The sequence below is a fragment of the Cellulomonas sp. P4_H4 genome, from assembly GCF_056400865.1.
In genome coordinates this window covers 1-23,046 of the sequence record NZ_JBFUKL010000002.1, presented here as the reverse complement: position 1 = coordinate 23,046, position 23,046 = coordinate 1, and the positions used below count along the sequence as shown (strand labels likewise).

The 23,046-nt window shown below is 70.8% G+C and carries 26 protein-coding genes; 15 read left to right on the top strand and 11 right to left on the bottom strand.

From position 1 onward, the window contains the following. Positions 1 to 110: 110 nt before the first annotated feature. From AC1DPN_RS06355 to AC1DPN_RS06335, 5 genes are all read left to right on the top strand, one after another. Positions 111 to 2,327 carry a glycoside hydrolase domain-containing protein gene (locus AC1DPN_RS06355; RefSeq protein ID WP_477083892.1) on the top strand — a complete coding sequence of 739 codons (2,217 nt, stop codon included), beginning with the start codon at positions 111 to 113 and terminating at the stop codon, positions 2,325 to 2,327. A gap of 10 nt (positions 2,328 to 2,337) precedes the next feature. After that, the gene (locus AC1DPN_RS06350) at positions 2,338 to 3,627 is read left to right on the top strand and encodes a glycosyltransferase (protein WP_477083891.1); all 1,290 of its coding nucleotides are present in this window, start codon (positions 2,338 to 2,340) and stop codon (positions 3,625 to 3,627) included. A 65-nt stretch (positions 3,628 to 3,692) separates the two neighbouring features. After that, on the top strand, positions 3,693 to 4,307 hold the full coding sequence (locus AC1DPN_RS06345; RefSeq protein WP_477083890.1) for a DUF6318 family protein: 615 nt from the start codon (positions 3,693 to 3,695) through the stop codon (positions 4,305 to 4,307). A 518-nt stretch (positions 4,308 to 4,825) separates the two neighbouring features. Next, positions 4,826 to 5,203 carry a hypothetical protein gene (locus AC1DPN_RS06340; RefSeq protein WP_477083889.1) on the top strand — a complete coding sequence of 126 codons (378 nt, stop codon included), beginning with the start codon at positions 4,826 to 4,828 and terminating at the stop codon, positions 5,201 to 5,203. Between the two features lie 96 nt (positions 5,204 to 5,299). Next, positions 5,300 to 6,319 (top strand): LLM class flavin-dependent oxidoreductase, encoded by a 1,020-nt coding sequence (locus AC1DPN_RS06335; RefSeq protein ID WP_477083888.1) that lies wholly within the window; start codon positions 5,300 to 5,302, stop codon positions 6,317 to 6,319. On the opposite strand, the gene AC1DPN_RS06330 is transcribed toward AC1DPN_RS06335, so the two are convergent. Beyond that, the gene (locus AC1DPN_RS06330; protein WP_477083887.1) at positions 6,308 to 7,153 is read right to left on the bottom strand and encodes a DUF429 domain-containing protein; all 846 of its coding nucleotides are present in this window, start codon (positions 7,151 to 7,153) and stop codon (positions 6,308 to 6,310) included. The two genes, AC1DPN_RS06335 and AC1DPN_RS06330, sit on opposite strands and share 12 nt — an antisense overlap. A 40-nt stretch (positions 7,154 to 7,193) precedes the next feature. Continuing rightward, entirely contained in the window at positions 7,194 to 8,006 is an 813-nt protein-coding gene (locus AC1DPN_RS06325) for an SCO4651 family lipoprotein (protein ID WP_477083886.1), read from the bottom strand. Positions 8,007 to 8,176: 170 nt separating this feature from the next. Here AC1DPN_RS06325 and AC1DPN_RS06320 point away from each other — a divergent pair, with 170 nt between their 5' ends. From AC1DPN_RS06320 to AC1DPN_RS06310, 3 genes are read left to right on the top strand one after another with little or no spacing between them, the layout of a single operon-like run. Continuing rightward, positions 8,177 to 8,776: a DUF4956 domain-containing protein gene (locus tag AC1DPN_RS06320; protein ID WP_477083885.1), complete on the top strand. Its 600-nt coding sequence runs from the start codon at positions 8,177 to 8,179 to the stop codon at positions 8,774 to 8,776. Next, positions 8,773 to 9,510, top strand: a complete 738-nt coding sequence (locus AC1DPN_RS06315; RefSeq protein ID WP_477083884.1) for a polyphosphate polymerase domain-containing protein — start codon at positions 8,773 to 8,775, stop codon at positions 9,508 to 9,510. The genes AC1DPN_RS06320 and AC1DPN_RS06315 overlap by 4 nt, the downstream gene beginning before the upstream one ends. Before the next feature lie 9 nt (positions 9,511 to 9,519). Next, entirely contained in the window at positions 9,520 to 11,295 is a 1,776-nt protein-coding gene (locus tag AC1DPN_RS06310; protein WP_477083883.1) for a carbohydrate-binding domain-containing protein, read from the top strand. 45 nt (positions 11,296 to 11,340) lie between these two features. Here the strand turns inward: AC1DPN_RS06310 and AC1DPN_RS06305 are convergent, their stop codons facing one another. Further along, positions 11,341 to 12,627: an alpha/beta fold hydrolase gene (locus AC1DPN_RS06305; protein ID WP_477083882.1), complete on the bottom strand. Its 1,287-nt coding sequence runs from the start codon at positions 12,625 to 12,627 to the stop codon at positions 11,341 to 11,343. 159 nt (positions 12,628 to 12,786) lie between these two features. Here AC1DPN_RS06305 and AC1DPN_RS06300 point away from each other — a divergent pair, with 159 nt between their 5' ends. From AC1DPN_RS06300 to AC1DPN_RS06290, 3 genes are all read left to right on the top strand, one after another. Beyond that, entirely contained in the window at positions 12,787 to 14,148 is a 1,362-nt protein-coding gene (locus AC1DPN_RS06300; protein WP_477083881.1) for an MFS transporter, read from the top strand. A 66-nt stretch (positions 14,149 to 14,214) separates the two neighbouring features. Next, positions 14,215 to 14,397, top strand: coding sequence for an Rv0909 family putative TA system antitoxin (locus AC1DPN_RS06295; protein ID WP_477083880.1), 183 nt, complete (start codon positions 14,215 to 14,217; stop codon positions 14,395 to 14,397). 45 nt (positions 14,398 to 14,442) lie between these two features. Beyond that, a complete protein-coding gene (locus tag AC1DPN_RS06290) occupies positions 14,443 to 14,880 on the top strand; it encodes a nitroreductase family deazaflavin-dependent oxidoreductase (RefSeq protein ID WP_477083879.1) in 438 nt (145 codons plus the stop codon). Here AC1DPN_RS06290 and AC1DPN_RS06285 read toward each other — a convergent pair. From AC1DPN_RS06285 to AC1DPN_RS06275, 3 genes are read right to left on the bottom strand one after another with little or no spacing between them, the layout of a single operon-like run. After that, complete coding sequence (locus tag AC1DPN_RS06285) at positions 14,846 to 15,205, bottom strand: DUF2809 domain-containing protein (protein ID WP_477083878.1); 360 nt, start codon at positions 15,203 to 15,205, stop codon at positions 14,846 to 14,848. The genes AC1DPN_RS06290 and AC1DPN_RS06285 overlap by 35 nt on opposite strands. Before the next feature lie 32 nt (positions 15,206 to 15,237). Further along, positions 15,238 to 15,633 (bottom strand): MerR family transcriptional regulator, encoded by a 396-nt coding sequence (locus tag AC1DPN_RS06280; RefSeq protein ID WP_477083877.1) that lies wholly within the window; start codon positions 15,631 to 15,633, stop codon positions 15,238 to 15,240. Positions 15,634 to 15,647: 14 nt separating this feature from the next. Then, a complete protein-coding gene (locus AC1DPN_RS06275) occupies positions 15,648 to 16,646 on the bottom strand; it encodes an aldo/keto reductase (RefSeq protein WP_477084579.1) in 999 nt (332 codons plus the stop codon). A gap of 131 nt (positions 16,647 to 16,777) precedes the next feature. On the opposite strand from AC1DPN_RS06275, the gene AC1DPN_RS06270 reads away from it, so the two are divergent. Together AC1DPN_RS06270 and AC1DPN_RS06265 are read left to right on the top strand one after the other, a co-directional pair. After that, positions 16,778 to 17,476, top strand: a complete 699-nt coding sequence (locus AC1DPN_RS06270) for an HNH endonuclease family protein (protein WP_477083876.1) — start codon at positions 16,778 to 16,780, stop codon at positions 17,474 to 17,476. Then, positions 17,473 to 18,630: an alanine racemase gene (locus AC1DPN_RS06265; RefSeq protein ID WP_477083875.1), complete on the top strand. Its 1,158-nt coding sequence runs from the start codon at positions 17,473 to 17,475 to the stop codon at positions 18,628 to 18,630. The genes AC1DPN_RS06270 and AC1DPN_RS06265 overlap by 4 nt, the downstream gene beginning before the upstream one ends. 2 nt (positions 18,631 to 18,632) lie before the next feature. Here AC1DPN_RS06265 and AC1DPN_RS06260 read toward each other — a convergent pair whose 3' ends face one another. Together AC1DPN_RS06260 and AC1DPN_RS06255 are read right to left on the bottom strand one after the other, a co-directional pair. Further along, positions 18,633 to 19,007, bottom strand: a complete 375-nt coding sequence (locus AC1DPN_RS06260; RefSeq protein WP_477083874.1) for a RidA family protein — start codon at positions 19,005 to 19,007, stop codon at positions 18,633 to 18,635. A gap of 10 nt (positions 19,008 to 19,017) precedes the next feature. After that, positions 19,018 to 20,550 (bottom strand): N-acyl-D-amino-acid deacylase family protein, encoded by a 1,533-nt coding sequence (locus tag AC1DPN_RS06255; RefSeq protein ID WP_477083873.1) that lies wholly within the window; start codon positions 20,548 to 20,550, stop codon positions 19,018 to 19,020. A 144-nt stretch (positions 20,551 to 20,694) separates the two neighbouring features. Here AC1DPN_RS06255 and AC1DPN_RS06250 point away from each other — a divergent pair, with 144 nt between their 5' ends. Both AC1DPN_RS06250 and AC1DPN_RS06245 read left to right on the top strand, forming a co-directional pair. Further along, positions 20,695 to 21,129: a MarR family winged helix-turn-helix transcriptional regulator gene (locus tag AC1DPN_RS06250; protein WP_477083872.1), complete on the top strand. Its 435-nt coding sequence runs from the start codon at positions 20,695 to 20,697 to the stop codon at positions 21,127 to 21,129. Further along, positions 21,126 to 21,386 (top strand): zinc ribbon domain-containing protein, encoded by a 261-nt coding sequence (locus AC1DPN_RS06245; protein WP_477083871.1) that lies wholly within the window; start codon positions 21,126 to 21,128, stop codon positions 21,384 to 21,386. Before AC1DPN_RS06250 ends, AC1DPN_RS06245 begins: the two co-directional genes overlap by 4 nt. Here AC1DPN_RS06245 and AC1DPN_RS06240 read toward each other — a convergent pair. The 3 genes from AC1DPN_RS06240 to AC1DPN_RS06230 all read right to left on the bottom strand — a co-directional run. After that, positions 21,367 to 22,092 (bottom strand): M50 family metallopeptidase, encoded by a 726-nt coding sequence (locus tag AC1DPN_RS06240; RefSeq protein ID WP_477083870.1) that lies wholly within the window; start codon positions 22,090 to 22,092, stop codon positions 21,367 to 21,369. The two genes, AC1DPN_RS06245 and AC1DPN_RS06240, sit on opposite strands and share 20 nt — an antisense overlap. Further along, on the bottom strand, positions 22,089 to 22,793 hold the full coding sequence (locus AC1DPN_RS06235; RefSeq protein WP_477083869.1) for an LmeA family phospholipid-binding protein: 705 nt from the start codon (positions 22,791 to 22,793) through the stop codon (positions 22,089 to 22,091). Before AC1DPN_RS06235 ends, AC1DPN_RS06240 begins: the two co-directional genes overlap by 4 nt. Before the next feature lie 45 nt (positions 22,794 to 22,838). Continuing rightward, on the bottom strand, positions 22,839 to 23,046 hold a 208-nt coding region (locus AC1DPN_RS06230; protein ID WP_477083868.1), incomplete at its 5' end, for an excalibur calcium-binding domain-containing protein.

Here is a 23,046-nt window from a genome sequence, read left to right as displayed (position 1 = left end):
ACCTGTGCAATCGGCGCACGGCCCTCGGTCGACGAAACCCGCCCGTAACCCGCCAGACGTACCGTCCGCAGGACGAGGCACTGACGCACGAGCGCGACAGGAGCGACCGCATGTTCGAGCGAGTCGACCCGTTCATCGGGACCGAGGCCACGAGCCTGCCCCAGCAGCACGGCCTCGCGACGACGTGGTGGTGGCCGAAGCCGCAGGTCGGGAACACGCACCCCGGCGCCACCTACCCGCTCGGCATGGTCAGCGCGTGCGCGTACTCGGGCGGATACCCCACGGGCTACGGCAAGTACGACCTGGGCACCGAGGGTCTGCCGAACGAGATCTACGACCGGCCGGTCGCCAGCGGGTTCACGCACTTCCAGCAGTCCGGCACGGGTGCGATCCGCAAGTACTACAACTACTTCCGCGTGACCCCGATGCTGCAGCCGCTCGACGACCTGGGGCAGCTCTGGGACATCGTCGACGAGACCGCGGAACCCGGCTACTACTCGGCCACGCTCGAGAGCGGGATCCGGGCGGAGATCGCGGTCGGGCCGAAGTCGGCCGTCCACCGGTACACGTTCCCTGCGCACCGCGACGCGCGGCTGGTCATCGACTTCTCGCTCGGCGGGCTGGTCATCCCGTACGGCCGGACGGTCCCGCTGCGGGCGCACCTGCACTCGATCGCGCCCGGGGTCGCGCAGGGCGAGATCGTCGTCGAGGGCACGCCGCTCGCCGTGCACGTCGAGTGCGACGACCCGCGCTGGCGGCAGATGCTCTGGTACGACCGGCGCCTGATGCCCGGCGGCACGCGCCTGGACTTCGACCACATCCGCCCGACGACGCTGCGCCCGTTCGGGCTCATGTGGGCCGGTCCGTCGGAGCCGGGGCAGGTGGTCGAGCTGCGGTTCGGGTTCTCGCTGCGCGGCGTCGACCAGGCCCGCAAGAACCTCGAGGACGAGTGCGGTCCGGGTCCGTCCAGCTTCGCGACGAGACGAGCGGACACGGCCGAGGTCTGGCGCTCGACGCTCGGCAAGATCCGCATCGACACCCCGTCGACCGACAAGCAGACCGTGTTCTCGACGGCGCTGTACCACTCGCTGATCAAGCCGTGCCTGGCGCCGGGCGAGAGCCCGTTCTGGCCGACGAACGGGCCGTTCGCGTTCGACATCGCGACCATGTGGGACATCTACCGCACCCAGCTGCCGCTGCTCACGACGTTGCTTCCCGACAAGGCAGTGGAGCTCGCGCAGGCCCTCCTGTCGATCGCCGAGGAGGAGGGGAACCTCCCGATCGGCTACCGGATGGCGCGCGGCGCCGACCAGTTCAGCCGGCAGGCCTCAGCCCTCGCACACACCTTCCTCGCAGACCTGTGCCAGCTCGGCCTGACGGGTCTGGACTGGAACTGGGCGCTCGTGCACATGCACAACGACCTTCGTCGGACCTACGGCGAGGAGTTCCTGCTCAACGGGGTCGCCCACCCGATCAGCCACACGCTCGACCTGGCCTTCGGGTACTGGTGCACGTCGCAGGTCGCGGCACACGTGGGCGACCCGGACCTCGTCGACCAGTTCGCGCCCCTCGCGGCCCAGTGGGTCAACGCCTACGACTCGTCGACGGGGCTGCTCAAGGACTCCACCTACTACGAGGGCGGCCGCTGGAACTACTCGTTCCGGCTGATGCACGACATGGCGGCGCGCATCAAGCTCTCGGACGGCGACGACGGGTTCGTCGAGCAGCTCGACGAGTTCTTCGGCTACGGAGCGCCGCCCGTCGTGCAGCCCGGTCTGCGGCCCGGCGTCGCGGAGATGGCCGCCGGGTACGCGCTCAACCGTTTCGAAGGCCTGAACAACGAGCCGGACATGGAGGCGCCCTGGGCCTACCAGTACGCCGGCCGGCCCGACCGCACCGCCGAGGTGGTGCAGGCCATCATCCAGAACCAGTTCTCGGTCGGCCGTGGCGGAATGCCGGGAAACGACGACTCCGGCGGCCTCTCGTCGTGGTTCGTCTGGGCGTCGCTGGGCCTCTTCCCCGTCGCCGGCCAGAACCTCTACCTGATCAACGCGCCGTCCTGGCGTGAGGCGAGCATCGAGATCGGCGACCGGTCGCTGAACATCGAGACCCAAGGATTCATCGAACCGACACCCGACGGACCGACCCAGTATGTACAGTCCGTCCACCTCGACGGCGAGGTGCTCGACCGCACCTGGCTGACAGGCGCCGAGCTGCATCGCGGAGGCCGCCTCCTCATCGCGCTCGGCCCGAAGCCGTCTGACTGGGGCACCACCGTCCGGCCACCGTCCGTCAGCACGTCCCTACCCGCCGTCCTGCGACGCTGAGGAGACCCTTGTGACGACACCGCGACGCAGGCTCGTGATCGTCGTGCGCGCCGACCCGGTCATCTGCGGCCACTCGGGCGAGGCACGCAACCTCGCGGAGGCCGCGCTCGACCGCGGTTTCGACGACGTCCGCATCATCACCTGGACCATCGAGCGGCTCCAGGCCACCGGCCTGCCCCTCAAGCCGCTGGACGGGGTGCTGCCCTACAGCCCTGGCATCACGATCGAGCGCCCGGAGCCCGTGGGCGACTACAAGGTGCCCGACGGACGCTGGCTCGCCGGTATCACGGGCCGCCTCGTCGAGCTCTTCACCGACGGTGTACCAACGGTGGCCATGTCGTTGTACTTGTCGCCTCACTCGCTCGCGATCGCCGACGCCGTCCGCGTCGCGCGGAGCACCGGCCTGCCCGTCAACGTCGTCACCGTGGCCGAGGCGGTCGGCTCCGACGTCACCAACGTGGTCCGCGCCTGCGTCGAGAACGACCAGTTCGGCGCCGCCGCCCACGTGCTGTCGTCGTACCTCGAGCACGACATCTGCCTGGCCGTCTCCGACTACACGCGCGAGCTGATCATCAGCGAGGCCGCTGCGATCGACGCCAAGCACGGCACCACGTTCGCCGCCCAGTGTCGCGACCGCGTCACCGTCTCCTACCCCGCGGTCGACGTCGGCTCCTACCTGAACCTGCCGCCGTCGGACGTGCTCGAGACCCGTGGCCTCACGCCCGACGGCTACGTCCTGTTCCTCTCCCGCCTCGCACACGCGAAGGGTGTCGACGACCTGATCGAGGGCTTCGCAGCCAGCACCCTGGCGGCCGACCTCCAGCTCGTGATCGCCGGCAACGGTCCCGACGCGGCCCGCCTGCAGGGTCTGGCGGCCGCCTCGCCCGCAGCCTCGCGCATCGTGTTCCTGGACGACGTCGACGATGCCGAGAAGTCCTACCTCATGGCCGGCTCGGCCGCGTACGTCCTGCCCAGCAAGCCCCGACCGGAGTTCGTCGAGACGTTCGGCATCGCCCTCGTCGAGAAGATGCTCTCGGGCGGCGGTCCCGTCATCACCACCGACACCGGTGGCATCGGAGAGGCCGTCGGCGACTGCGCGCTGATCGTGCCCGTCGAGTCCCCGTCCGCGATCGCCGAGGCCCTCGACCGCGTGCTCGCCATGTCCTTGGACGAGCGTGCCTCGTGGGAGCAGCGCGCCCGCGCGCACGCCCTCCAGTTCGACCGGGTCGCCGTACTCGACGGCATCCTCGGCCGTGTCTCGTCCGTGCAGATCCCCTGGATCCCGGTCCCCGTCGGCTGACCCCGGCTGTCCACAGGTTCCCGGTTCTCCCCCTGCGCCCGCCCGATTTGGGTAGGTTCACCGTCATGCACACCAGCAGGGGGCTGCCGATGTCCACGTTCCGACGAGGCACGATCGCCGTCGTCGCGCTCGCCCTGACGTTGACGGTGGCCAGTTGCACCGACAAGCCAGCAGCTCTCGATCCGACGTCGTCTTCGTCCAACACGGCTTCCACCACGCCGGACCCAACACCCACCGCCGTCGCCGCCCCGGAGCGGCCCGAGGCGATGAACACTGCGAGCGTCGACGGCGCCGTCGCTGCTGCGACGTACTTCATGGACCTCTACACCTACGCCCGTCAGACCGGCGATCTGACGGAGTGGAACGCGTTCTCGGCGAACGACTGCCAGTTCTGCAACGCGGTTATCTCGGGTGTCGAGGACTCGACGGCCGCCGAGCACGTCGTACGAGGTGCGGAAATTCAGGTTCTCGAGTCGACGGGAAGTGACGTTGACGGGACCCTTTTCTCCGCGCAGCTTCGCGTCAGGGAGGCGGCGGCGCAGGAGTTCGATCAGTCTGGAGCCGTCGTCGCTGCAGGCGCGGGTGCGGAACACGATCTGCTAGTTGCACTCTCGTGGGACTCAGGTGCATGGACGGTTAGGGCGATCGATGTCCACCCAACCCCCACGGCAGCGCCGTGATCCGGATGACTTCAGGACTCGCGCTCGGCCTCGTAGCTGCGTTGGTCGCACTTCCACCGACACCTCCGCCGATTCGAGAGCTAGATTCCTTCGCGACTACCAGCCCGAACCAGCAGGCTGTGGACGTGCTCGGTCACGGGGGAATCGAGCAGAGCGCTGCGGCCAACTCTGCGACGGGCAGCAGCCAACTGATTCTGGAGCAATACCGCAACGCGCCAAAGTGCGTCGCCATCGAGCTCATTGCGACGACTCCTATGAATGAACCGTGTGCTGACGGCCAGGTCGTTCAGGAGGCCGCTGGCTGCAATGGTCAATCGCCGATCGAGCCACTCTGGGTACGCCGCCGAGCGACCGAAACTACGCCATGGGGCCCGTGGTCTTGGGTCGCGCCAGGCGGATGTGCGGCCGATGCCATTCCAGTCTTCACTGCTGCAGACTTCCGGCGGCTGCCAATCGCGCCGCCCGTACTGCACACTCAGCCCGACCGGGGCTGGGTGTTAGTCAATAAGGACACGATCGTGTCGACCGACAAGGCCGAGCAGACGTTCCGGACCGACCTGCTCGGGTACGGGATCGACGTCGTCGCGACGCCCGACACGTTCACCTACGACTGGGGTGACGGCAGCGAGCCGCTCGTGACGCACAGCGCCGGCCGCGCTTACCCGAACCAGGACACCTTCCACGCCTACACCGAGCTCGGCACCGTCCAAGTCACGCTCACCACCACGTGGACCGCGAAGTACCGCGTCGACGGCACGAACCAGTGGCGCGACGTCGTCGGGACCGCGGCGACGTCGGCAACCAGCGCACCGTTCACCATCGAGGAACGCCGCTCCCACCTGGTCGCGGAACTCTGCACGGCGGAGCCGACACCTCCGGACTGCGACGACGACTGAGCAGACGAGCTTTGGGCTCGAACTCGACGTGTCGCGTCGTGAGACGACCGATCACCCGGGGCGTGGTCGACAATCCGCGCCGCGTACCCTGCGCGCGTGAGCCCACGACTCGAGCTGAGCTTCCTGACGTTCGTCCCCTACGACGACCCGGCCGACGCCGCGCAGTCACTCAGGGACGCGATCGACCTGTTCACGTACGCCGAGGAGCTGGGCTACGACACCGGTTGGGTGCGCGTGCGGCACCTGGAACAGTTCCTGTCCTCACCGTTCCCTCTCTTCGCGGCGATCGCGCAGGCGACGGAGCGCATCCGGTTCGGCACGGCGGTGCTCCCGATGCGGTACGCGGACCCGATCACGATCGCGGAGGACGCGGCGACGGTCGACCTGCTCTCGGGCGGTCGACTCGAGCTGGGCGTCGCGGGCGGGATCAAGCCGTCGGCGAGCATCCTCGATCCTGTCTACGGCGCGGTCGAGCGGTCGTTCGAGGACGAGTCTCAGCACCGCATCGAGCGCCTGCGCTCGGCTATCGCCGGGGAGCCGGTAGCCGTCGCGCCCGAGTCGGGCTTCCCGATCGCGCCGCCCGGCACCGAGCTGATCGTCCGGCCGCACAGCCCGGGGCTCGCGGAACGCATCTGGTACGGACCGGGTTCGAAGGCGACCGCCGTGCGCACCGCCGAGCAAGGGTTGGACCTGCTGGTCTCGACGCTCAACAGCGAGGACGACGGCCGGTCGTTCGAGGAGACGCAGCGCGACCAGATCCGGGCCTACAAGGCGGCGTTCGACGTCCCCGGGCGCACACCGCGCGCGGTCGCGGGACGCATCGTGCTGCCGAGCGTGACGGCCGCCGACGACGAGCTGTTCGCCGAGTACATCGCCTGGTACGCGGGACGGTTCGACGCGACGGGCCGCGTGCCGGGCGGGTTCGGGGTGTTCAGCCCGACCCACCACGGCAGCCCGGAGCAGGTCATCGCGAGCCTGACCGCCGACGTCGCGCTGGCAGAGGCCACAGGCCTCGACATCGTCCTGCCCGCGAACGCCACGCACGCGATGAGCCGCCGCATCCTGGAGAACGTCGCGACGAGCATCGCACCGGCCCTCGGCTGGTCACCGGTCTGAGCGGGCCACCCGCGCCAGCCGCTCCGCCTCGTCGGCGGTGAGGTGCGGCACCTCGGCGCGGAACAGGCCGGCCAGATCGGGCGGGTTGACGGTCCGACGAGAGGGCGGAGCCAGCAGTCGGTCGGGCACGACGATGTACCCCTCGGCCAGCGAACCGAAGAGGCGCATCCCGGACCGGTCTGTCGCCCAGAGCCACGCCAGGTACGCGCACAGGATCGCGTCGAGCTCGTCCTCGATCCGCTCCAGGTCGACCTGCCTCTGCGCGGTGGCGACCTTCTCCTTCAGCGCGAACCACCGGGAGGACGACGAGAGCCGCAACGGTGACTCGCAGACGCGCTCGAGGTGACCGACGAGCTCCTCGAACGCCGACCGTCGCATCCCGACGTCGCGACCGCGCTTCGCCTTGTAGGGGATCACGGACCCCAGCCCGAAGAGCGCGACCATCGCCGGGTGTGGGTAGACCTCGATCGCGACGGACCCGTCGGAGGACGGGTCGACGGACCAACCGAACCGGCCGGCCAGCTTCTCGGCACGCGGCGGGTCGAGCCAGGCGATCGACCGGTTCGCGGCGTGCGCCCCGGCGTTGTAGGCACGGAACACGGCGCCCAGGTCCCGCTCGGCGACACGGTGCCCGGTCGCGTTCGGCACGACCAGAGGCGCATCGATCGCCGCGACCACGTGACCGGGCGCGTGCGTCGCGACGAACGCGGCGATCTCGTCGTCGGTCACGACGGACGTCGACGCGACGAGCCGCCCGTCGCCGTCGAGCATCGCGAGCCCGGTGCGCGCTCTAGATCCCCACGCCAGGTCGATGCCCAGATACGCGGAGTCCAAGGCGCGAGCGTCAGTCGCGGCCTCGTCCATCTCCGGCAGGTCAGAACGCCGGCTCGACCGTGGTGATCTGGTCCGCCGGCGGGGCCTGGATCGCGACGGCGCCACCCCAGTTGGTGAACAGCATCTCAGTCGCCGTGCCGAACAGCTCCGTCGTCATCTTGCGCAGGAGCTTGTCGTCGCCGACCCAGTACGTGTACGTGATCTGGGTGGGGACGGGGACGCCCGCCGCTGCAGCGGAGGCAAGCGCCTCGGCCGCCGGGCCGGTGAGCTTGCTGGTGTCGACGACGACCGCGTAGGCCTGCGTCGGGACGCCGTCGATGGCCTCCGGAGCTCCGGTGGGCGTGACGCTCACGATCGCGGCCTTCAGGGCCTCGGTGCTGTCGGCGACGCTCGTCTCTTCGACGGCGTCGGCAAAGGATGTGGCGAGCTCGCTGGTGCTGCTCGGGTCCACCTGCCAGAACAGGTTGCCGGTCCCAGGGCCGAGGTTGACGTACACGACGCCACCGACGACGCGGATCTCGACGGGCGTCTCGACCCCGGGGACGGTCTCGGACAGCTGCACGTCGGACCCGCTCACGTCGCCGACCATCTCGAGGGACTGGCCCGCCGCACTGACCGTGGCGTGGAACGAGTAGGACTTGGCGGCCAACGCCACGGTGCCCAGGTCGGAGAAGTTGCTGGCCGTGAGGACGAACCCAGCCTGGTCGACCTGCACCGGCACGGGCACCGGCACCATAGACGTCTGAGTAGTGGGCTCCACCGCCTGAGGCGTCGAGCCCGCGCCGCACGCAGCCAGCGATCCCGCCATGACCAGGGCGACGGGAACCGCGAGGAGACGACGGGACAGGCGCACGAGAGAACCCCCTGGGGATGTCAGGCAAGGAGCGCATTTTCCCACGCACGGAGCAACCGGCACGACGGGCATCAGGGTGACATCGCACGCCTGCGCCTCAGCCTCCGCACAGCAACGCCACAGCGACGATCGGCTGAATAGAGCCCTCACCAACCACCGGGAGGGTTCCCATGTCGCAGTACGCGCTCCTCGCGCTCGACCTCGTCGCCATCAGCGTCCTCGCTTTCGGGGTCTACTTCCCCCGGCACCGCCGCCGTGACCTCGTGGTCGCCTACCTCGGCGTGAACATCGGGGTGCTCGCCGTCTCGGCTGCTCTCGCGAGCAGTGCGGTCGGCGCCGGCGTCGGGCTGGGACTGTTCGGGGTCCTGTCGATCATCCGGCTGCGGTCCACGGAGCTCACCCAGCACGAGGTCGCCTACTACTTCTCGGCGCTGGCCCTCGGGCTGCTGGGCGGCCTGGCCGTGTCTCCGGTCGCGCTCAGTGCGGCGCTGATGGTGCTGGTCGTGGCCGTGCTGGCCGTCGTCGACCACCCGCGCATGCTGCGTCGCTACCGCCAGCAGACGATGGTGCTCGACTCCGCGATCACCGACGAGGTCGCCCTCGTCGGACACCTCGAGCGCCTGCTCGGGGCGCGCGTGCACACCGTGATCACGCAGCGCGTCGACCTGGTCAACGACACCACGACGGTCGACGTCCGGTACGAGCTGCCCGACCGCACCCAGACCCTCACCTCCGACGACAACGCGATCCTGCGGGCGGCCCAGCGATGACGGCCGTCCTGGACGACCTCGACCCGATCGACGTCGTCGAGCTCACCGAGCGGGCGTCCCTGCAGACGCGGTTCGACCGCAAGTACGTCATCCCGGAGAACTCCATCGACGTGCTGCTCCGCGGTCTCGAGCCGGGCTCGCGCGTCCTCCAGATCGGCGCCGAGCGGGACTTCGCCTACGAGTCGGTGTACTTCGACACCGACGACCTGACCAGCTACCTCGGCGCGGCCCGGCGACGCCGGCGACGGTTCAAGGTCCGCACACGCACCTACGTCGACTCCGACCTGTGCTGGGTCGAGGTCAAGACCCGCGGCCCGCGCGGCAGCACCGTCAAGACGCGCCTGCCGTACGACCCGTCGGACCGCTCGACGTTGACCGACGAGGGTCAGCGGTTCGCCGACGAGGTCCTCGACGGCTCGCCCGACGGCCTGACCCCGACGCTGACCAGCCGCTACCGGCGCTCGACGCTCTACCTGCCGGCCACCGACAGCCGCACGACGATCGACACCGGCCTGGTGTGGACGCTGACGCGGACCGGTGCCACCCGAGCCGTCGACGGTCTGGCAGTCGTCGAGACCAAGACCGGTTCCACCCCCTCGTCCACCGACCGCCTGCTGTGGCGGTACGGCCACCGGCCCGTCCGGATCTCGAAGTACGGGACCGGCATGGCTGCCCTGGACCCCGACCTTCCCTCCACCCCATGGCGCCGCGTCCTCGACCGGCACGTCCGTTAGGAGCCCCCCGTGCGACACCCGAAGTTCCTCATCTCCGCCGCGTTCGTCGCGGCTCTGCTCACCGGCTGCTCGGCGGCCGCGGAGGCCGCGAGCTCCGACGACACCTCCTCGTCCTCCGGCACCTCGACCGTGACCGTCGCGGCCGGCCAGACCGTCGAGGAAGCGCTCGCGGCGAACACCGCGCCGGAGGACCTCCCCGAGTCCACAGGCGACGAGGTCGCGATCTTGCTCGACGACCCGACCGCCGGGACCGGGTACACGGTCGACGACAGCACGATCACCATCACGTCGGCGGGCACGTACCGGCTCTCCGGCACCCTGGCGGACGGCAGCGTCGTGGTGAACACCACCGACGACGGCGTCGTGACGCTGATCCTCGACGACGCCGACCTCACCTCGTCGACCACGTCCCCGCTGCAGGTGCTCGACGCCAAGCAGGTGGTCGTACAGCTCGAGGGCGACAACCACCTGGCCGACACGACGAGCTACGCCGAGACCGACGAGGCGAGCGCGGCCCTGTTCAGCAGCGCCGACCTCTGGATCACGGGCGACGGGTCGCTCACGGTCGAGGGCCGCGCGAACGACGGCATCGCGAGCAAGGACGGCCTCGTGATCGTCAGCGGCACCCTCGACGTGACCGCGGTTGACGACGGCATCCGCGGCAAGGACTACGTGGTGGTCGAGGGTGGGACGGTCGACGTGACCTCCGGCGGCGACGGGCTCAAGTCCGACAACGCCGACGACGCGGCCGTCGGCTACGTGTACCTGGCCGGCGGCGACGTCACGGTCACCGCCGGCGACGACGGGATCGCGGCACAGACCGACGCGATCGTCGCCGACGGGTCGCTGACGATCACCTCGGGCACCTCGACCGCGGAAGACGCGTCCCCCAAGGGCATCACCGCCGAGGCGTCGGTGGTCATCGGCGGCGGCACGATCGCCATCGACACCACCGACGACGCCATCCACTCCACCGGTGCGGTGAGCGTCGCCGGTGGCACCCTGACCCTGGCGTCTGACGACGACGGCATCCACGCCGACGCGACGCTCGACATCTCCGACGGGACCGTCGACATCACCCAGGCGTACGAGGGCCTCGAGTCCGCGCTGATCACGATCGCCGGCGGTTCGACCTCCATGGTCACGTCCGACGACGGGGTCAACGCGTCCGACGGCTCTGGTGAGCAGCAGCCCGGCGCGGCGGCCTCCACCGACACCGGCACGTCCGTCGGGCTCACGATCACCGGCGGGACCGTCGTCGTCGACTCCGGCGGTGACGGCCTCGACGCCAACGGCTTCTTCACGATGAGTGGCGGCACAGCCGTCGTCAACGGGCCGACGAACGACGGGAACGGCGCCCTCGACGTGGACAGCACCTTCGAGGTCTCGGGCGGCACGATCCTCGCAGCCGGTGCGTCCGGCATGGCGATGACCCCGGCGGCCACGTCCCCCCAGTCGTTCGTGGCGTTCACCTTCGACTCGGTGCGGGCCGCCGGGACCGTGGTCCACATCCTCGACGCCGACGGCAACGAGATCGCCGCGTTCGAGTCCTCCAAGGACTTCAGCTCGCTGGTGTACGCGTCGGCCGACGTGACCGCCGGCGAGACGTACTCGGCGGCGACCGGCGGGACGGTCAGCGGGACCACCGTCGGCGGCCTCGCGCAGGCGGGCTCCAGCGACGGCTCGACGGTCGCGACGACCGGCGTCGCAGGCGAGGCGATCGCCGGGATGGGTGGCGGCGGCATGGGCGGCGGCGGAGGTGGCCCGCGCGGGCAGCGCCCCTGAGGGTCCGAGGGCGACGACGCTCAGCCGAGCGTTGTCGCCCTCGCGTCAGCGGCCCGTCACTCGGGCTTTGCCTGTCGCCATGTCCAGCAGCTTCGGGACGATGACGTCGCCCGCCACACGCAGGCCGTCGTGCAGGTACTCGTTGGTGATCCAGACCTGCTGGTTGCCGACCGTCGTCGCGAGCGCCAGCGAGAGGTCGACGTACGGGTCGTCGTAGTACTGCACCGCGGCGACGGGCACCTCGTTCGACGCCAGCCGGTCCAGGTCGTAGAGCGCGGGCCAGTCCCGAGGCTCCAGGAGCCGGTCGACGGCGGCGCGGAACGGTCGCAGGGCGCGGATCTGGTCGAACATCCACGGCAGGATCACCTCGCCCGTGAGCCGGAGCGGGCGCGCGGACGTCGCGTAGTCGGGTCGAGTGGCCTGCTCGGAGGCCGCGGCCCAGCCGCCCGGGACCGAGCCCTGGTGGTAGATCGCCTCGTGCAGCGCGGCGTACAGCGGGTTGCCGTCGAACGCGGTCTCGGTGCTGACTGTCCGCAGGAAGCCCTCCGAGAGGGACCCGTCGTCGTCGAAGGCCTGGTCGAGCTTCCAGTGCAACGCGTCGATGCCGGTGCTCATCCCGAGCGGCATGCCGAGCATCTGGAGCCGCTCCACGGTGAACGGGTCGCCGTCGGGCAGCACGACGTCACCGGCGGCGAGGACGTCCGCGATCGCGCCCAGCACGGGCAGGTCGCCAGGGTGCAGACGTGCGAGCTCGCGGTTGCGGGCGTCCTGCCGGTCGTACGTCGCGGTGTAGATCTGCGCCGCGGTGGCGGTCGCGGGCGGGAGGCCGCCGGTGACCAGGCACATCGTCAGAGCCTCGGGGTGCTTCGACAGGTAGGTGAGCGTGAGGAAGCCGCCGTACGACTGCCCGAGCGTCGCCCACGTCCGACCGCCGAAGACCGTCTTCCGCACGTGCTCGGCGTCCGCGACGATCGCGTCGCCACGGAAGCACGCGAGGTAGTCGGCGGCCTCCGACGGGTCGTCGAAACGCTCGATGGAACGGCCGTCCACGCGCGACGAGCGTCCGGTGCCCCGCTGGTCGAGCAGGACCACCCGGAACCGGTCCAGCAGCTTGGTCGCCCAGCTGCCGGGCATCGGGCGCGGCGACTCGTGGCCAGGGCCACCCTGGAGGTAGACGATCAGGGGCAGGTCGTCCTTCGCCTTCGTGGGGTCCACGAGCTCGCGCGCGAACACCTCGATCGACCCGAAACGCTCCGGCGCCGACCAGTCGACGGGCACCTGCACCCGATGGTCGCGCACGAGGAAACCGGTCATCGGGTATTCGGAAGACATGCGAACGAGACTAGGGGGACGTCCACCAGGCGGTCATCCGGAATGCACGGTCGCCCGCCGCGTTGTGGTCGACGACGAACGGAGCACGCCCTGACCAGCACCGCCACCACCACCGGCGTCGGATTCCGGTCCGAGCGCGGGCCCATCCTCATCGCGATAATGGTCACGACCGGCCTGGTCGCGATCGACGCGACGATCCTGGCGACGGCCGTCCCGACGATCGTCGGGGAGCTCGGCGGGTTCAGCAGCTTCCCGTGGCTGTTCTCGATCTACCTGCTGACGCAGGCCGTCAGCGTCCCCATCTACTCCAAGCTCGCGGACACCATCGGCCGCAAGCCCGTGGTCCTGCTGGGCATCGCGCTGTTCCTGACCGGCTCGGTGCTCTGCGGGTTCGCGTGGAGCATGCCCGCGCTCATCGCATTCCGCGCGGTGCAGGGCCTCGGGGCCGGGGCGGTCCAGCCGATGGCCATCACGATCGCGGGCGACATCTACACGGTCGCCGAGCGGGCGAAGGCGCAGGGGTACATCGCGAGCGTCTGGGCGATCTCGTCCGTGGTCGGTCCGACGCTCGGCGGCTTGTTCTCGGAGTTCGTCAGCTGGCGGTGGATCTTCTTCGTGAACATCCCGCTGTGCATCGCGGCCGCCTGGCTGCTGATCCGGTTCCTGCACGAGACGGTCGAACGCAAGACGCACCGCATCGACTGGGCCGGCGGCGCACTGCTCACGGTCTCGATGAGCCTGCTGATCCTCGGTCTGCTCGAGGGCGGCAACGCGTGGGCGTGGAACTCGCCGCAGAGCATCGGCGCGTTCGTCGTCGGCACCCTGCTGCTCGTCGCCTTCATCCGCGTGGAGCAGACCGCCGCGGAGCCGGTCCTGCCGCTGTGGGTGTTCTCCCGGAGACTGCTGCTGGCCGCGTCGCTGATCGCCGTAGCCGTCGGGGTGATCCTCATCGGGCTCACGTCCTACGTGCCGTCGTTCCTGGAGGCGCTGCTGCACGTGTCGCCGCTGGCCTCCGGGCTGGCTCTGGCAGCCCTGACCATCGGCTGGCCGATCACCGCGTCCCAGTCGGGCAGGCTCTACCTGCGGTTCGGCTTCCGCACGACCGCGCTCGTCGGCTCCGTGATCGCGGTCCTCGGCGTCGCCGCGCTCGTCTGGGTCAGCACCGATCCCACCCTCATCGGCGTCGGGACCGCCTGCTTCGTCGTCGGCGCCGGCCTGGGCCTGACGTCGTCGCCCACCCTGATCGCCGCGCAGTCCAGCGTCGGCTGGGGAGACCGGGGCGTCGTGACGGGCGCCAACCTGTTCGCGCGCTCCATGGGCAGCGCGGTCGGGGTCGCGGTGCTCGGCGCGGTCGTCAACGCCAAGATGGACGGCCTCGACCCCGGCCAGGCGCCTGAGCAGTTCGGCTCAGCCGTGACGGTCGCGTTCGTCGTCGTCCTCGGCGTCGCCCTCGCGATGGTCGTCGCTGCCGCTGCGATGCCCCGCGCCACGGTGGAGCACGTCACTGCCGGCACCAGCTGACGCGCGCTGTCGTCGGTACGAGCGGACACTGACGGGGTCAGTCCGATCACAGTGGGGAGCACGGTCATGGGGTTCGACGATCTGGTGGGTCAGGCCAAGGGCGCGCTGTCCGGGCACGAGGACGAGGCCAAGGCCGCACTCGACAAGGCTGCGGACGCGCTCAAGGCGAAGGTCGGGGACGACGCCGACGTGAAGGTGGACACCGTCGTCGACAAGGCCAAGGACTTCCTCGACGACCAGAAGAAGTGAGAGCGCATCGGGAATCCTCCGCCGAGGGACTCGGTTCGGGTGTGCATGCCTCTCTCCGGTGAGTACGCCCCGAGCACGTCCGGCTGGGCCCGCAAGCAGGCCGAGCTCTTCGAAGCGACCGACGGTCAGGAGGGAAACCTTCTGCAGGGCAAGCCCGTCATCGTCCTGACGTCCGTCGGAGCGGCCAGCGGCAAGCTCCGCAAGACCGCGCTGATGCGCGTCGAGCACGAGGGCCGCTACGCCGTCGTTGCGTCCAAGGGCGGTTCGCCCGAGCACCCCGCCTGGTACCGCAACCTGGTCGAGCACCCCCACGTCGAGCTGCAGGACGGGGCCGTGCGCAAGGACTACCTCGCGCACGAGGCGTCCGGGCCCGAGCGTGACGAGTGGTGGGAGCACGCGCTGAAGGTCTGGCCGGCCTACGCGGGCTACCAGACCAAGACCGACCGACTCATTCCCGTGTTCGTCCTGGTCCCGATGGGCTGAGCGCTGGTGCGGCGCGGCGACGACCGACCTGCGCGTCCACACCCGCCGCGAGCGCGACGCCGACCGCGTACGCCAGCAGGTCGGGCGCGTTGAACGTCGTCCCGAGCACGTAGCGGGCCACGGGGACCACGTCGACGATCGCGGCGGGCAACCCGGTCAGCTGGAGCAGCTCGATCGCGGCGCAGATGCCGAACGCGATCGCTGCCGCGCGCGGCGCCGCGATGCCCGGTGCGACGCCGACGATCACCACGTAGACGAGCACCGCGTACAGCGCGTCGCCGAGGAGGTTGCTGCCCGCGACGAGCCCGGCGACGACGACCACCACCGCGGCCGCGGCGACGACCCGCCGGTCGCGCCTCAGGCGACCACCTGCGACTCGTACAGGTTGATCTTGAACTCGATGGCGTCCAGGTGGGCGGCCACCTCGACCAGCTGCCGGCGAACGCGGTCCCGGTGCGCCCGCAGGAGCTCGAGGCGTTCGGCCTCGTTCCCGTCCCCCGCGCGCACCAGGTCCGCGTACTGCCGGACCTCACGGATGGGCATGCCGGTCGAACGCAGCCGGGTCACCATCCGGATCCAGCCGAGGTCCCGTTCCGTGTACCGACGATGGCCCGACGACGCCCGGTCCACCGAGCCCAGCAGCAGTCCGTCGCGCTCGTAGTAGCGGAGCGTGTGGGTCGTCAGGCCGGTCGCCTCGGCCGCCTCGGCGATGCTGAGGCTGCCGTGCTCGGCCCGCTCGGCAAGAAGGCTCATGGCTCGATCATGCCTCAGCCGTTGACGGTGGACATGTCCGCGTACCGCTCCCCGACCGGGACGTCCAGGCCGGCCAGCTCCGCGAGCTCGACGTCGGTCAGGGCGATCTGCGCCGCCGCGGCGTTCTCCTCGATGCGCGCTACACGCCGGGTGCCGGGGATCGGGACGACGTCGGGTCCCTGGGCCAGCACCCACGCGAGCGCGAGCTGCGCCGGTGTCACGTGCTTCACCTCGGCGAGCGCCCGGATCTTCTCGACGATGACGAGGTTGGCGTCCAGGGCGTCGCCGACGAACCGCGGGTTGATGCGCCGGAAGTCGTCGGCGGCCAGCGCGTTGGTCGAGGTGATCGTGCCGGTGAGGAACCCGCGGCCCAGCGGCGAGTACGGCACCAGGCCGATGCCGAGCTCGCGAAGAGTGGGCAGGATCTCCGCCTCGACGTCACGGCTCCACAACGAGTACTCGGTCTCCACGGCGGTGATCGGGTGCACCGCGTGCGCGCGCCGGATCGTGTCCGGCGACGCCTCCGACAGCCCGAGGAACCGGACCTTGCCCGCGGCCACGAGCTCGGCCATCGCACCGACCGTCTCCTCGATCGGCACGTTCGGGTCCACCCGGTGCTGGTAGTAGAGGTCGATGTGGTCGATGCCGAGTCGCTGCAGGCTGCCGTCGACCGCCGAGCGGACGTACTCGGGCCGGCCGTTGATGGCGCGCACGCTCGGGTCGTCGGGGTCGCGCTGGAAGCCGAACTTGGTGGCCAGCACGACCTCGTCGCGACGTGCCGCGATCGCCCGCCCGACCAGGCGCTCGTTGGTGTGGGGGCCGTACGCGTCGGCGGTGTCGAGGAACGTGACGCCGAGGTCGAGGGCGCGGTGCAGCGTCGCGATCGACTCCTGCTCGTCGGCGCTGCCCTCGTCCGAGCGGGCACCGTAGAAGTCGGACATGCCCATGCAGCCGAGCCCGAGGGCCGAGACCGTGAGCGCAGCGTCGCCGCTGCCGAGCGTGCGTGTCGAGATCGTCATGCGTCGAGCCTCCGCCTTCGAGTGCGCTCTAAGTCAAGCGGGCGGCGACCCGTCCACATCCCACCTCGGTCGAAAGGTGCCCACGGCTCGCGTCGGAGGCGTGGCGATCCTGCGAGCGTCACGGCATGAGACGCGCCTGGCCCTGGATCGTGGCCCTCCTCGTGTGCGTCGCCGTCGGAGCCGGCCTGCCGGCGTGGACGCAGGCACGGGTCGCGGCGCGCTACCCGGTGACCGCGGCGGACCTGGCCGACGCGCGCACGAGGCTCGCGGCGATCCCCGTCGACGCGCCGGGCGGGAGCGCCGGGTACGCGCGCGAGGAGTTCGGGCAGGCGTGGGCCGACGTCGACGGCAACGGTTGCGACACCCGCAACGACATCCTCGCGCGCGACCTCGTCGAGACGCAGACGCAGGACGGCTGCGTGGTCGTGAGCGGAACGCTCGACGAGCCGTACACCGGCGCGGTCGAGCCGTTCGCACGCGGACCGGACTCGGCGGCCGTGCAGATCGACCACGTCGTCGCCCTGGCCAACGCCTGGGTGTCGGGCGCGGAGCAGTGGACCGCGCCGAAGCGCGAGGCGTTCGCGAACGACCCGGCCAACCTGCTCGCGGTCGACGGCCCGGCCAACCAGGACAAGGGCGCCGCCGACGCCGCGACGTGGCTGCCGCCCAACCAGGGCTACCGGTGCGTCTATGTGGTTCGGCAGGTCCGCGTGAAGTCCGCGTACGGCCTCACCGTGACGGCGGCCGAGCACGATGCGCTCGAGCACGAGCTCGGCCGGTGCCGCGTTGCCAGCAGCCGGCCGGCGCTACCGTCTCCACCATGAGCGTGGGTGTTCCCCAGACCGTGATCGGGCCGACGACCAAGGGCTTCTGGGCGCCGACTCCCGTGACGGTCGACGAGTTCACGGCCGCGGGTCACACACTCACGGACGGGTCGATGACGTTCCCGCTGCTGACGCTGGACGCCGACGCGCTCGCGCACAACGTCGCCCAGCTGGCCGACTGGACCCGGGACCACGGGCTCGCGTTCGCGCCGCACGGCAAGACCACGATGTCGCCGGAGATCTTCGCCGCTCAGCTCGACGCGGGCGCCTGGGGCCTGACGGTCGCCACCGGCAACCAGCTGCTGGCCGCGTACTCGTTCGGGGTCCGGCGGATCCTCGTCGCGAACGAGATCGTCGACCCGACCGTGCTGCGCTGGATCGCCGCATGCGACGACGCGGAAATCCTCTTCTACGTCGACTCGGTGGAGGGTGTGGCTCTCGCCAACGATGCCGGCGGGTCGGTGACCGTGCTGCTCGAGGTCGGCTACGACCGGACCGGGGTGCGATCGCGGGAGGAGGCCGTCGCGGTCGCGCAGGCGGTCGCGTCCGCGGAGAACGTGTCGCTCAGAGGCGTGAGCGCCTACGAAGGCGGCTGTCCGACCGTCGAGGCGGCTCGGGCGTTCCTGGCCGAGGTGCGGCAGGTCGCCGACGAGCTCCGCCCGCTCATCGACGGCGAGGTCGTCCTGTCGGCCGGCGGGTCGGCGTACTTCGACGCGGTCGCCGACGAGCTGCGCCCGTTCCCCGGCGGCCAGACGATCCTGCGGTCGGGGTCCTATGTGACGCACGACCACGGCACGTACGTGACGGCGACACCCTTCAACCGGATCACGGGCAGCCTGCACCCGGCGCTGCGGGTCTGGGCACTGGTGCTCTCGACGCCGACGGACGGCCTCGCTCTCGTCGGCGCAGGGAAGCGCGACGTGCCCTACGACGCCGGACTGCCGGTCGTGCTCAACAAGCGGGGCTGGACGGTGACGCGCACCAACGACCAGCACGCCTACCTCGAAGCCGCCCCCGACGCCGAGCCGCTCGCGCCGGGGGACCTCGTCGAGCTGGGCGTCTCGCACCCGTGCACAGCGTTCGACAAGTGGCGCGCGATCCCGGTCCTGGACGCCGACCAGCGCGTGGTCGACGTGGTCACGACCTGGTTCTAGGGCTAGACGCGGCCCGCCACGACGTCGATCTCGACCTTGATGCCCGCGAGCACCGACCCCACCGTGGTGCGCGCCGGCTTGGGGTCGCCGAAGAACTCGCCGTACGCGGCGTTGAACTCGGCGAAGTCGGCCAGGTCCGCGAGGTGCACGGTCGTCTTGACGACGTCGTCCAGGGTCAGGCCGGCGGCCTTGAGCGTGGCCTCGACGTTGCGGAGCACCTGCCGCGTCTGGTCGGCCACGGAGTCGGCCATCGCACCCGTCACCGGGTCCTGCGGGCCGAAGCCGGCCGTCCACACCAGGTTGCCCAGGCGGATGCCCTGGGAGTAGTTGCCGGCGGGCTGCGGGGCGTCGGGCGTGCTGATCTTCTCGCGGGTCATGACCCCATTCTCACCTGGGGCGTCCGGGCAAGGCGCCCGTGAGGCGACCGTCCCGCAGGACCGGGACCCCGTTGACCAGGACCGCCTGGATCCCCGTCGCGAGTGTGCGCGGGGCGGCGTAGGTGGCCCGGTCGATGACGCTCGCGGGGTCGACGAGGACGAGGTCGGCCCGAGCGCCGACCGTGACCGTCCCCCGGTCAGTCAGGCCGAACCGGCGCGCGGCCGTGGTCGACAGGTGCCTCGCCGCCTCCGGCCACTCCCAGTCCGCAAGCTCGCGCGTGTGCTCGCCGAGGTACCGCGCGAACGTCCCCCAGCCGCGCGGGTGCGGGTGGCCGCCGAGATAGAGGCCGTCCGAGCCGGCGCAGTGCACGGGGTGCTTGAGCAGCTCCCGCATCGAGTGCTCGGTCGCGCCCGGCGGGAACCCGAACACGCACCCGACCTGCAGCTTCGTCTCGACGAGCAGATGGTGGGCCGCGTCCGTCGGGGTCATGTCGAGGCGCGCTGCGACGTCCAGCAGCGGCATCCCCTCGGTCCACTCCAGGCCAGGCACCCAGGACAGCGTCACGCGCGGCCACACGTCGTCACGCGGCGGCAGCTGCGCCCGGACCGCCGGGTCGCGCAGCAGGGCCAGCGTGCGGTCGGCGTCGGCCAGCGGCAGCCAGGGCGGCAGTGCCACGAGCGCGAGGATCGACGATCCGCGCAGGTACGGGTACGAGTCGAACGTCAGGTCCAGGCCCTGGTCCAGGGCGGCGTCGACCATCGGAGCGAGCACGTCGGACGGGCCGTGGAAGTGCGAGACGTGCGTCCCGACGCCGGTGGCGCGCGCGAGGTCGAGCAGCTCGGTCAGCGCCGTCGGGGCGAGGTCCTCGTACCCGCGCATGTGCGAGACGTGCGGTCGCCCGCGCGCGGAGAGGACCCGGCAGAGCGCTTCCAGCTCGTCGGTCTCGGCCGACATCGCCGGCGCGTACTCGAGCCCGGTCGACATGCCCACGGCGCCCTCCTCGAGGGCCTGCTCCAGCAGCCGCACCATCGCGGCGACCTCGTCGGGCGTCGCCGCCCGGTCGTCGGATCCCATGACCGCGTAGCGCACGGTGCCGTGCGGGACGAGGTAGGCGGTGTTGACCGTCGTGGAGCGGTCGTACGTGGTGAGGAGCTCGCCGACGCCGCCACCGCGGAAGGTCGGGTGCGTGCCGTTGATCGCCGCGAAGTAGCGCTCGGCGTACTCCGTCGCGCCCGAGCCGGGTGGCGACGGGGCGAACGAGACCCCGTCCTGCCCGAGCACCGCGGTCGTGATCCCCTGGTGGGTCATCGCGGCGCGCGCGTCCGGGTCCAGGACGAGGGCGTCGACGTGCACGTGCGCGTCGATGAACCCGGGCATCAGGAGCTGCCCACCGGCGTCGATCACGTCCGCGTCGTCGACAGCCAGGTCGGCCCCGATCTCGACGATCCGGTCGCCCTGGACGCGGACGTCCACCGAGCTCAGAGAGTCGCTGACGCCGTCGGCCAACAGACCTCCGCGCACCAGAACTGACGTGCCGTCCATTCCCGTCCTCACTCGCGGATCGTCCGATCATGCACCGCCACCCGCGCAGCCGCCGGGAGGCGAGCACGAGCCGCCCTCGGTCGGAGACCGGCCGACAGACCCATCGGGATTGACGATGGATAGCGTCCGCGCGAGCGTTGCCCCATGACCGAGGCCGAGGAGTTCGCGAGGGAGTTCGAGGACGCCTTCCAACGCGCCTACCTGCGTTTCCACCGGCGAGACGGCAAGCGGGCGCAGATGTCCGGCGCGTCGCGGGCCGTGCTGCTGCACCTCGCCCACGCGGGTCCCCTGACCGTCGGTGAGGCCGCGCGCCACCTGGACCGGGCGCAGTCGGTGGTCAGCGACATCGTCACGCAGCTCGAGTCCAAGGGGCTGCTGGAACGAGAACCCGACCCCGACGACCGACGCCGCACGCTCGTGTGGCTCTCACCGGCCGGGTTCGACGCGCTCGACCGCGAGCGCCGGGTCCTGTCCACCGAGTTCCTCGCCCGAGCCGGGGCGACTCTGACCCCAGACCAACGCGCCGCCCTCGTCGGTGGACTCGATGCACTGACCGATGCCAAGGAGGACACACCATGAGTGAGCACAGCATGAGTGAGCACAGCTGCGAGAGCTGCGGGATGCCCGTCGAGTCGGGCCGCTACTGCACGTACTGCACGGACGCCGACGGCAACCTGCAGGCGTTCGACGAGCGCTTCGAGCGCATGGTCGCGTGGCAGGCCCGACGCGAACCGGGCGCCAGCCGCGAACGGCTCGAGGCCGAGACGCTCGACCACATGGCGACCCTGCCGGCGTGGAAGAACCACCCGCGCGTGGTCAGCCGATCTGCAGGTTGACCAGCCACACGCCGCCCAGCACCAGCGCGGCGACGCAGAACAGGAACAGCAGGGCGACCCACAGGCCGCCGGGCGTGCGGGTCAGGCGTCCGAGCAGGCCGGCGTCCGACGTGTCCGTCGCACCGCGGCGCCGTCGACGCTGGGCCTGCATCTCGATGACCGCTCGCGGCGCCCCGAGCAGCAGGAACCACGTGACCAGGTACGCGAAGACGAGCTGGACCTCGGCCGAGCCCCAGAACGTCACGGCGACCACGAGGGCGCCGGTGACGAGAACCGACCAGAGCCCGTACCAGTTGCGGATCTGCACGAGCACCAGGACGAGTACGACCAGCAGCAGCCAGAGCAGCGCAACGGCGTACCCGCGGGACAGCAGGTAGGCCGCGCCGAGACCGAGGATCGCCGGCCCGGTGTAGCCGGCGGCGACAGTCGCCACCATGCCCGGTCCGCGGGGCTTGCCCGACGAGACCGTCAGGCCCGAGGTGTCGGAGTGCACCTTGATGCCGGACAGGCGCCGGCCGACGAGCACCGCGACTCCGGCGTGGAACGCCTCGTGCACGATCGTGAGCCCGTGCCGGGCGACGTGCCAGGCCACCGGCAGCACGAGCACGACGAGCACGGCGGCTGCCGTGCCGAGGACGACCGTCGAGGACGGGACCGGCTGCGGGGTCGTGATGTCCGACCACGCGTCGCCGATCCAGGACGTCACGGGGCCCCGTCGGGAATGACGACGTCCGTGCCGCTGGCCGTGATGCGGATGCCGTCGTCGACGACCGTGACCTCGGAGAGGGTCAGACCCTCCGGCAGGCCCGTCTTGACGGGGATCTCGATGTCGGTGAGCTTGTTGCCGATCGCGCGGGGCAGCGAGTCGACGCTCACGCTCGCACCGCCGATCGCGAGGTCCTCGACGTCCACCAGGATTTTGCCGTCCTCCGCCCGCGGCAGGAGGTTGGCTGACAGGGTCACACCGAGGATCTTGCCGGTCGCCTTGAGGTTGTCGCCGTCGATGCTCACGGTGACGTCCAGGCTGGTCTGGTCCGCGATGATCTGGTCGATCGACGCTGTCGGCAGGGTCGCGGAGATGCTCGCGGTGCCCGCGGTGTACGGCTCGCTCGTGGTGACGTTGGTGGCGTCGAAGGTGACATCGGTAGCCGGGATGCCCTCGATCGTCACGCCGTCGACCGACCCCGTGACCTCGTCGATCGAGCCCTTGATCACCTGCGTGAGGAACGGGAAGCCACCGATGTCGATGCTCGGCTTCCCGACGACGCCGTCGAGGTTGTCCTCGACCGCCTGCTGTGCCTGCCGCTCGACCGTCGACGCCACGACGCGGTCGGCGACGAACGCCCCACCGACCACCAGCACGATGACACCGACCACGACTCCGGCGATGACCGGTCCCCTGCTCATGGCCTCACCGTAGGGGCTAGGTCGCCGCTGGCCCACCCGACATCGTCACGGGCGCTGCTCGCACCCGATGCCGTCGCTGTCGCGGTCGAGCCTGGGCGCATAGCCGGGGTCGCCGACGTGCACCGGAGCGGCGCTTGCGGCCCAGGCCTCGGTGCAGTTCTTGAACGGCAGGCTCGAGGCAGGCGCAGGAACGGGTGCCACCGCGGCCGGCGCGGGCGCGGCCGGCGCGGGCGCGGCTGGGGCGGGCGCGGCC

Excerpts from the sequence above, each read along its gene's own strand:
- AC1DPN_RS06295 (WP_477083880.1), top strand. The coding sequence starts at position 14,215 with ATGGGGTTCGACGATCTGGTGGGTCAGGCCAAGGGCGCGCTGTCCGGG.
- AC1DPN_RS06305 (WP_477083882.1), bottom strand. The coding sequence starts at position 12,627 with ATGTCTTCCGAATACCCGATGACCGGTTTCCTCGTGCGCGACCATCGG.
- AC1DPN_RS06245 (WP_477083871.1), top strand. The coding sequence starts at position 21,126 with ATGAGTGAGCACAGCATGAGTGAGCACAGCTGCGAGAGCTGCGGGATG.
- AC1DPN_RS06250 (WP_477083872.1), top strand. The coding sequence starts at position 20,695 with ATGACCGAGGCCGAGGAGTTCGCGAGGGAGTTCGAGGACGCCTTCCAA.
- AC1DPN_RS06300 (WP_477083881.1), top strand. The coding sequence starts at position 12,787 with ATGGTCACGACCGGCCTGGTCGCGATCGACGCGACGATCCTGGCGACG.
- AC1DPN_RS06265 (WP_477083875.1), top strand. The coding sequence starts at position 17,473 with ATGAGCGTGGGTGTTCCCCAGACCGTGATCGGGCCGACGACCAAGGGC.
- AC1DPN_RS06280 (WP_477083877.1), bottom strand. The coding sequence starts at position 15,633 with ATGAGCCTTCTTGCCGAGCGGGCCGAGCACGGCAGCCTCAGCATCGCC.
- AC1DPN_RS06290 (WP_477083879.1), top strand. The coding sequence starts at position 14,443 with ATGCCTCTCTCCGGTGAGTACGCCCCGAGCACGTCCGGCTGGGCCCGC.
- AC1DPN_RS06270 (WP_477083876.1), top strand. The coding sequence starts at position 16,778 with ATGAGACGCGCCTGGCCCTGGATCGTGGCCCTCCTCGTGTGCGTCGCC.
- AC1DPN_RS06255 (WP_477083873.1), bottom strand. The coding sequence starts at position 20,550 with ATGGACGGCACGTCAGTTCTGGTGCGCGGAGGTCTGTTGGCCGACGGC.
- AC1DPN_RS06315 (WP_477083884.1), top strand. The coding sequence starts at position 8,773 with ATGACGGCCGTCCTGGACGACCTCGACCCGATCGACGTCGTCGAGCTC.
- AC1DPN_RS06320 (WP_477083885.1), top strand. The coding sequence starts at position 8,177 with ATGTCGCAGTACGCGCTCCTCGCGCTCGACCTCGTCGCCATCAGCGTC.
- AC1DPN_RS06235 (WP_477083869.1), bottom strand. The coding sequence starts at position 22,793 with ATGAGCAGGGGACCGGTCATCGCCGGAGTCGTGGTCGGTGTCATCGTG.
- AC1DPN_RS06355 (WP_477083892.1), top strand. The coding sequence starts at position 111 with ATGTTCGAGCGAGTCGACCCGTTCATCGGGACCGAGGCCACGAGCCTG.
- AC1DPN_RS06260 (WP_477083874.1), bottom strand. The coding sequence starts at position 19,007 with ATGACCCGCGAGAAGATCAGCACGCCCGACGCCCCGCAGCCCGCCGGC.
- AC1DPN_RS06345 (WP_477083890.1), top strand. The coding sequence starts at position 3,693 with ATGCACACCAGCAGGGGGCTGCCGATGTCCACGTTCCGACGAGGCACG.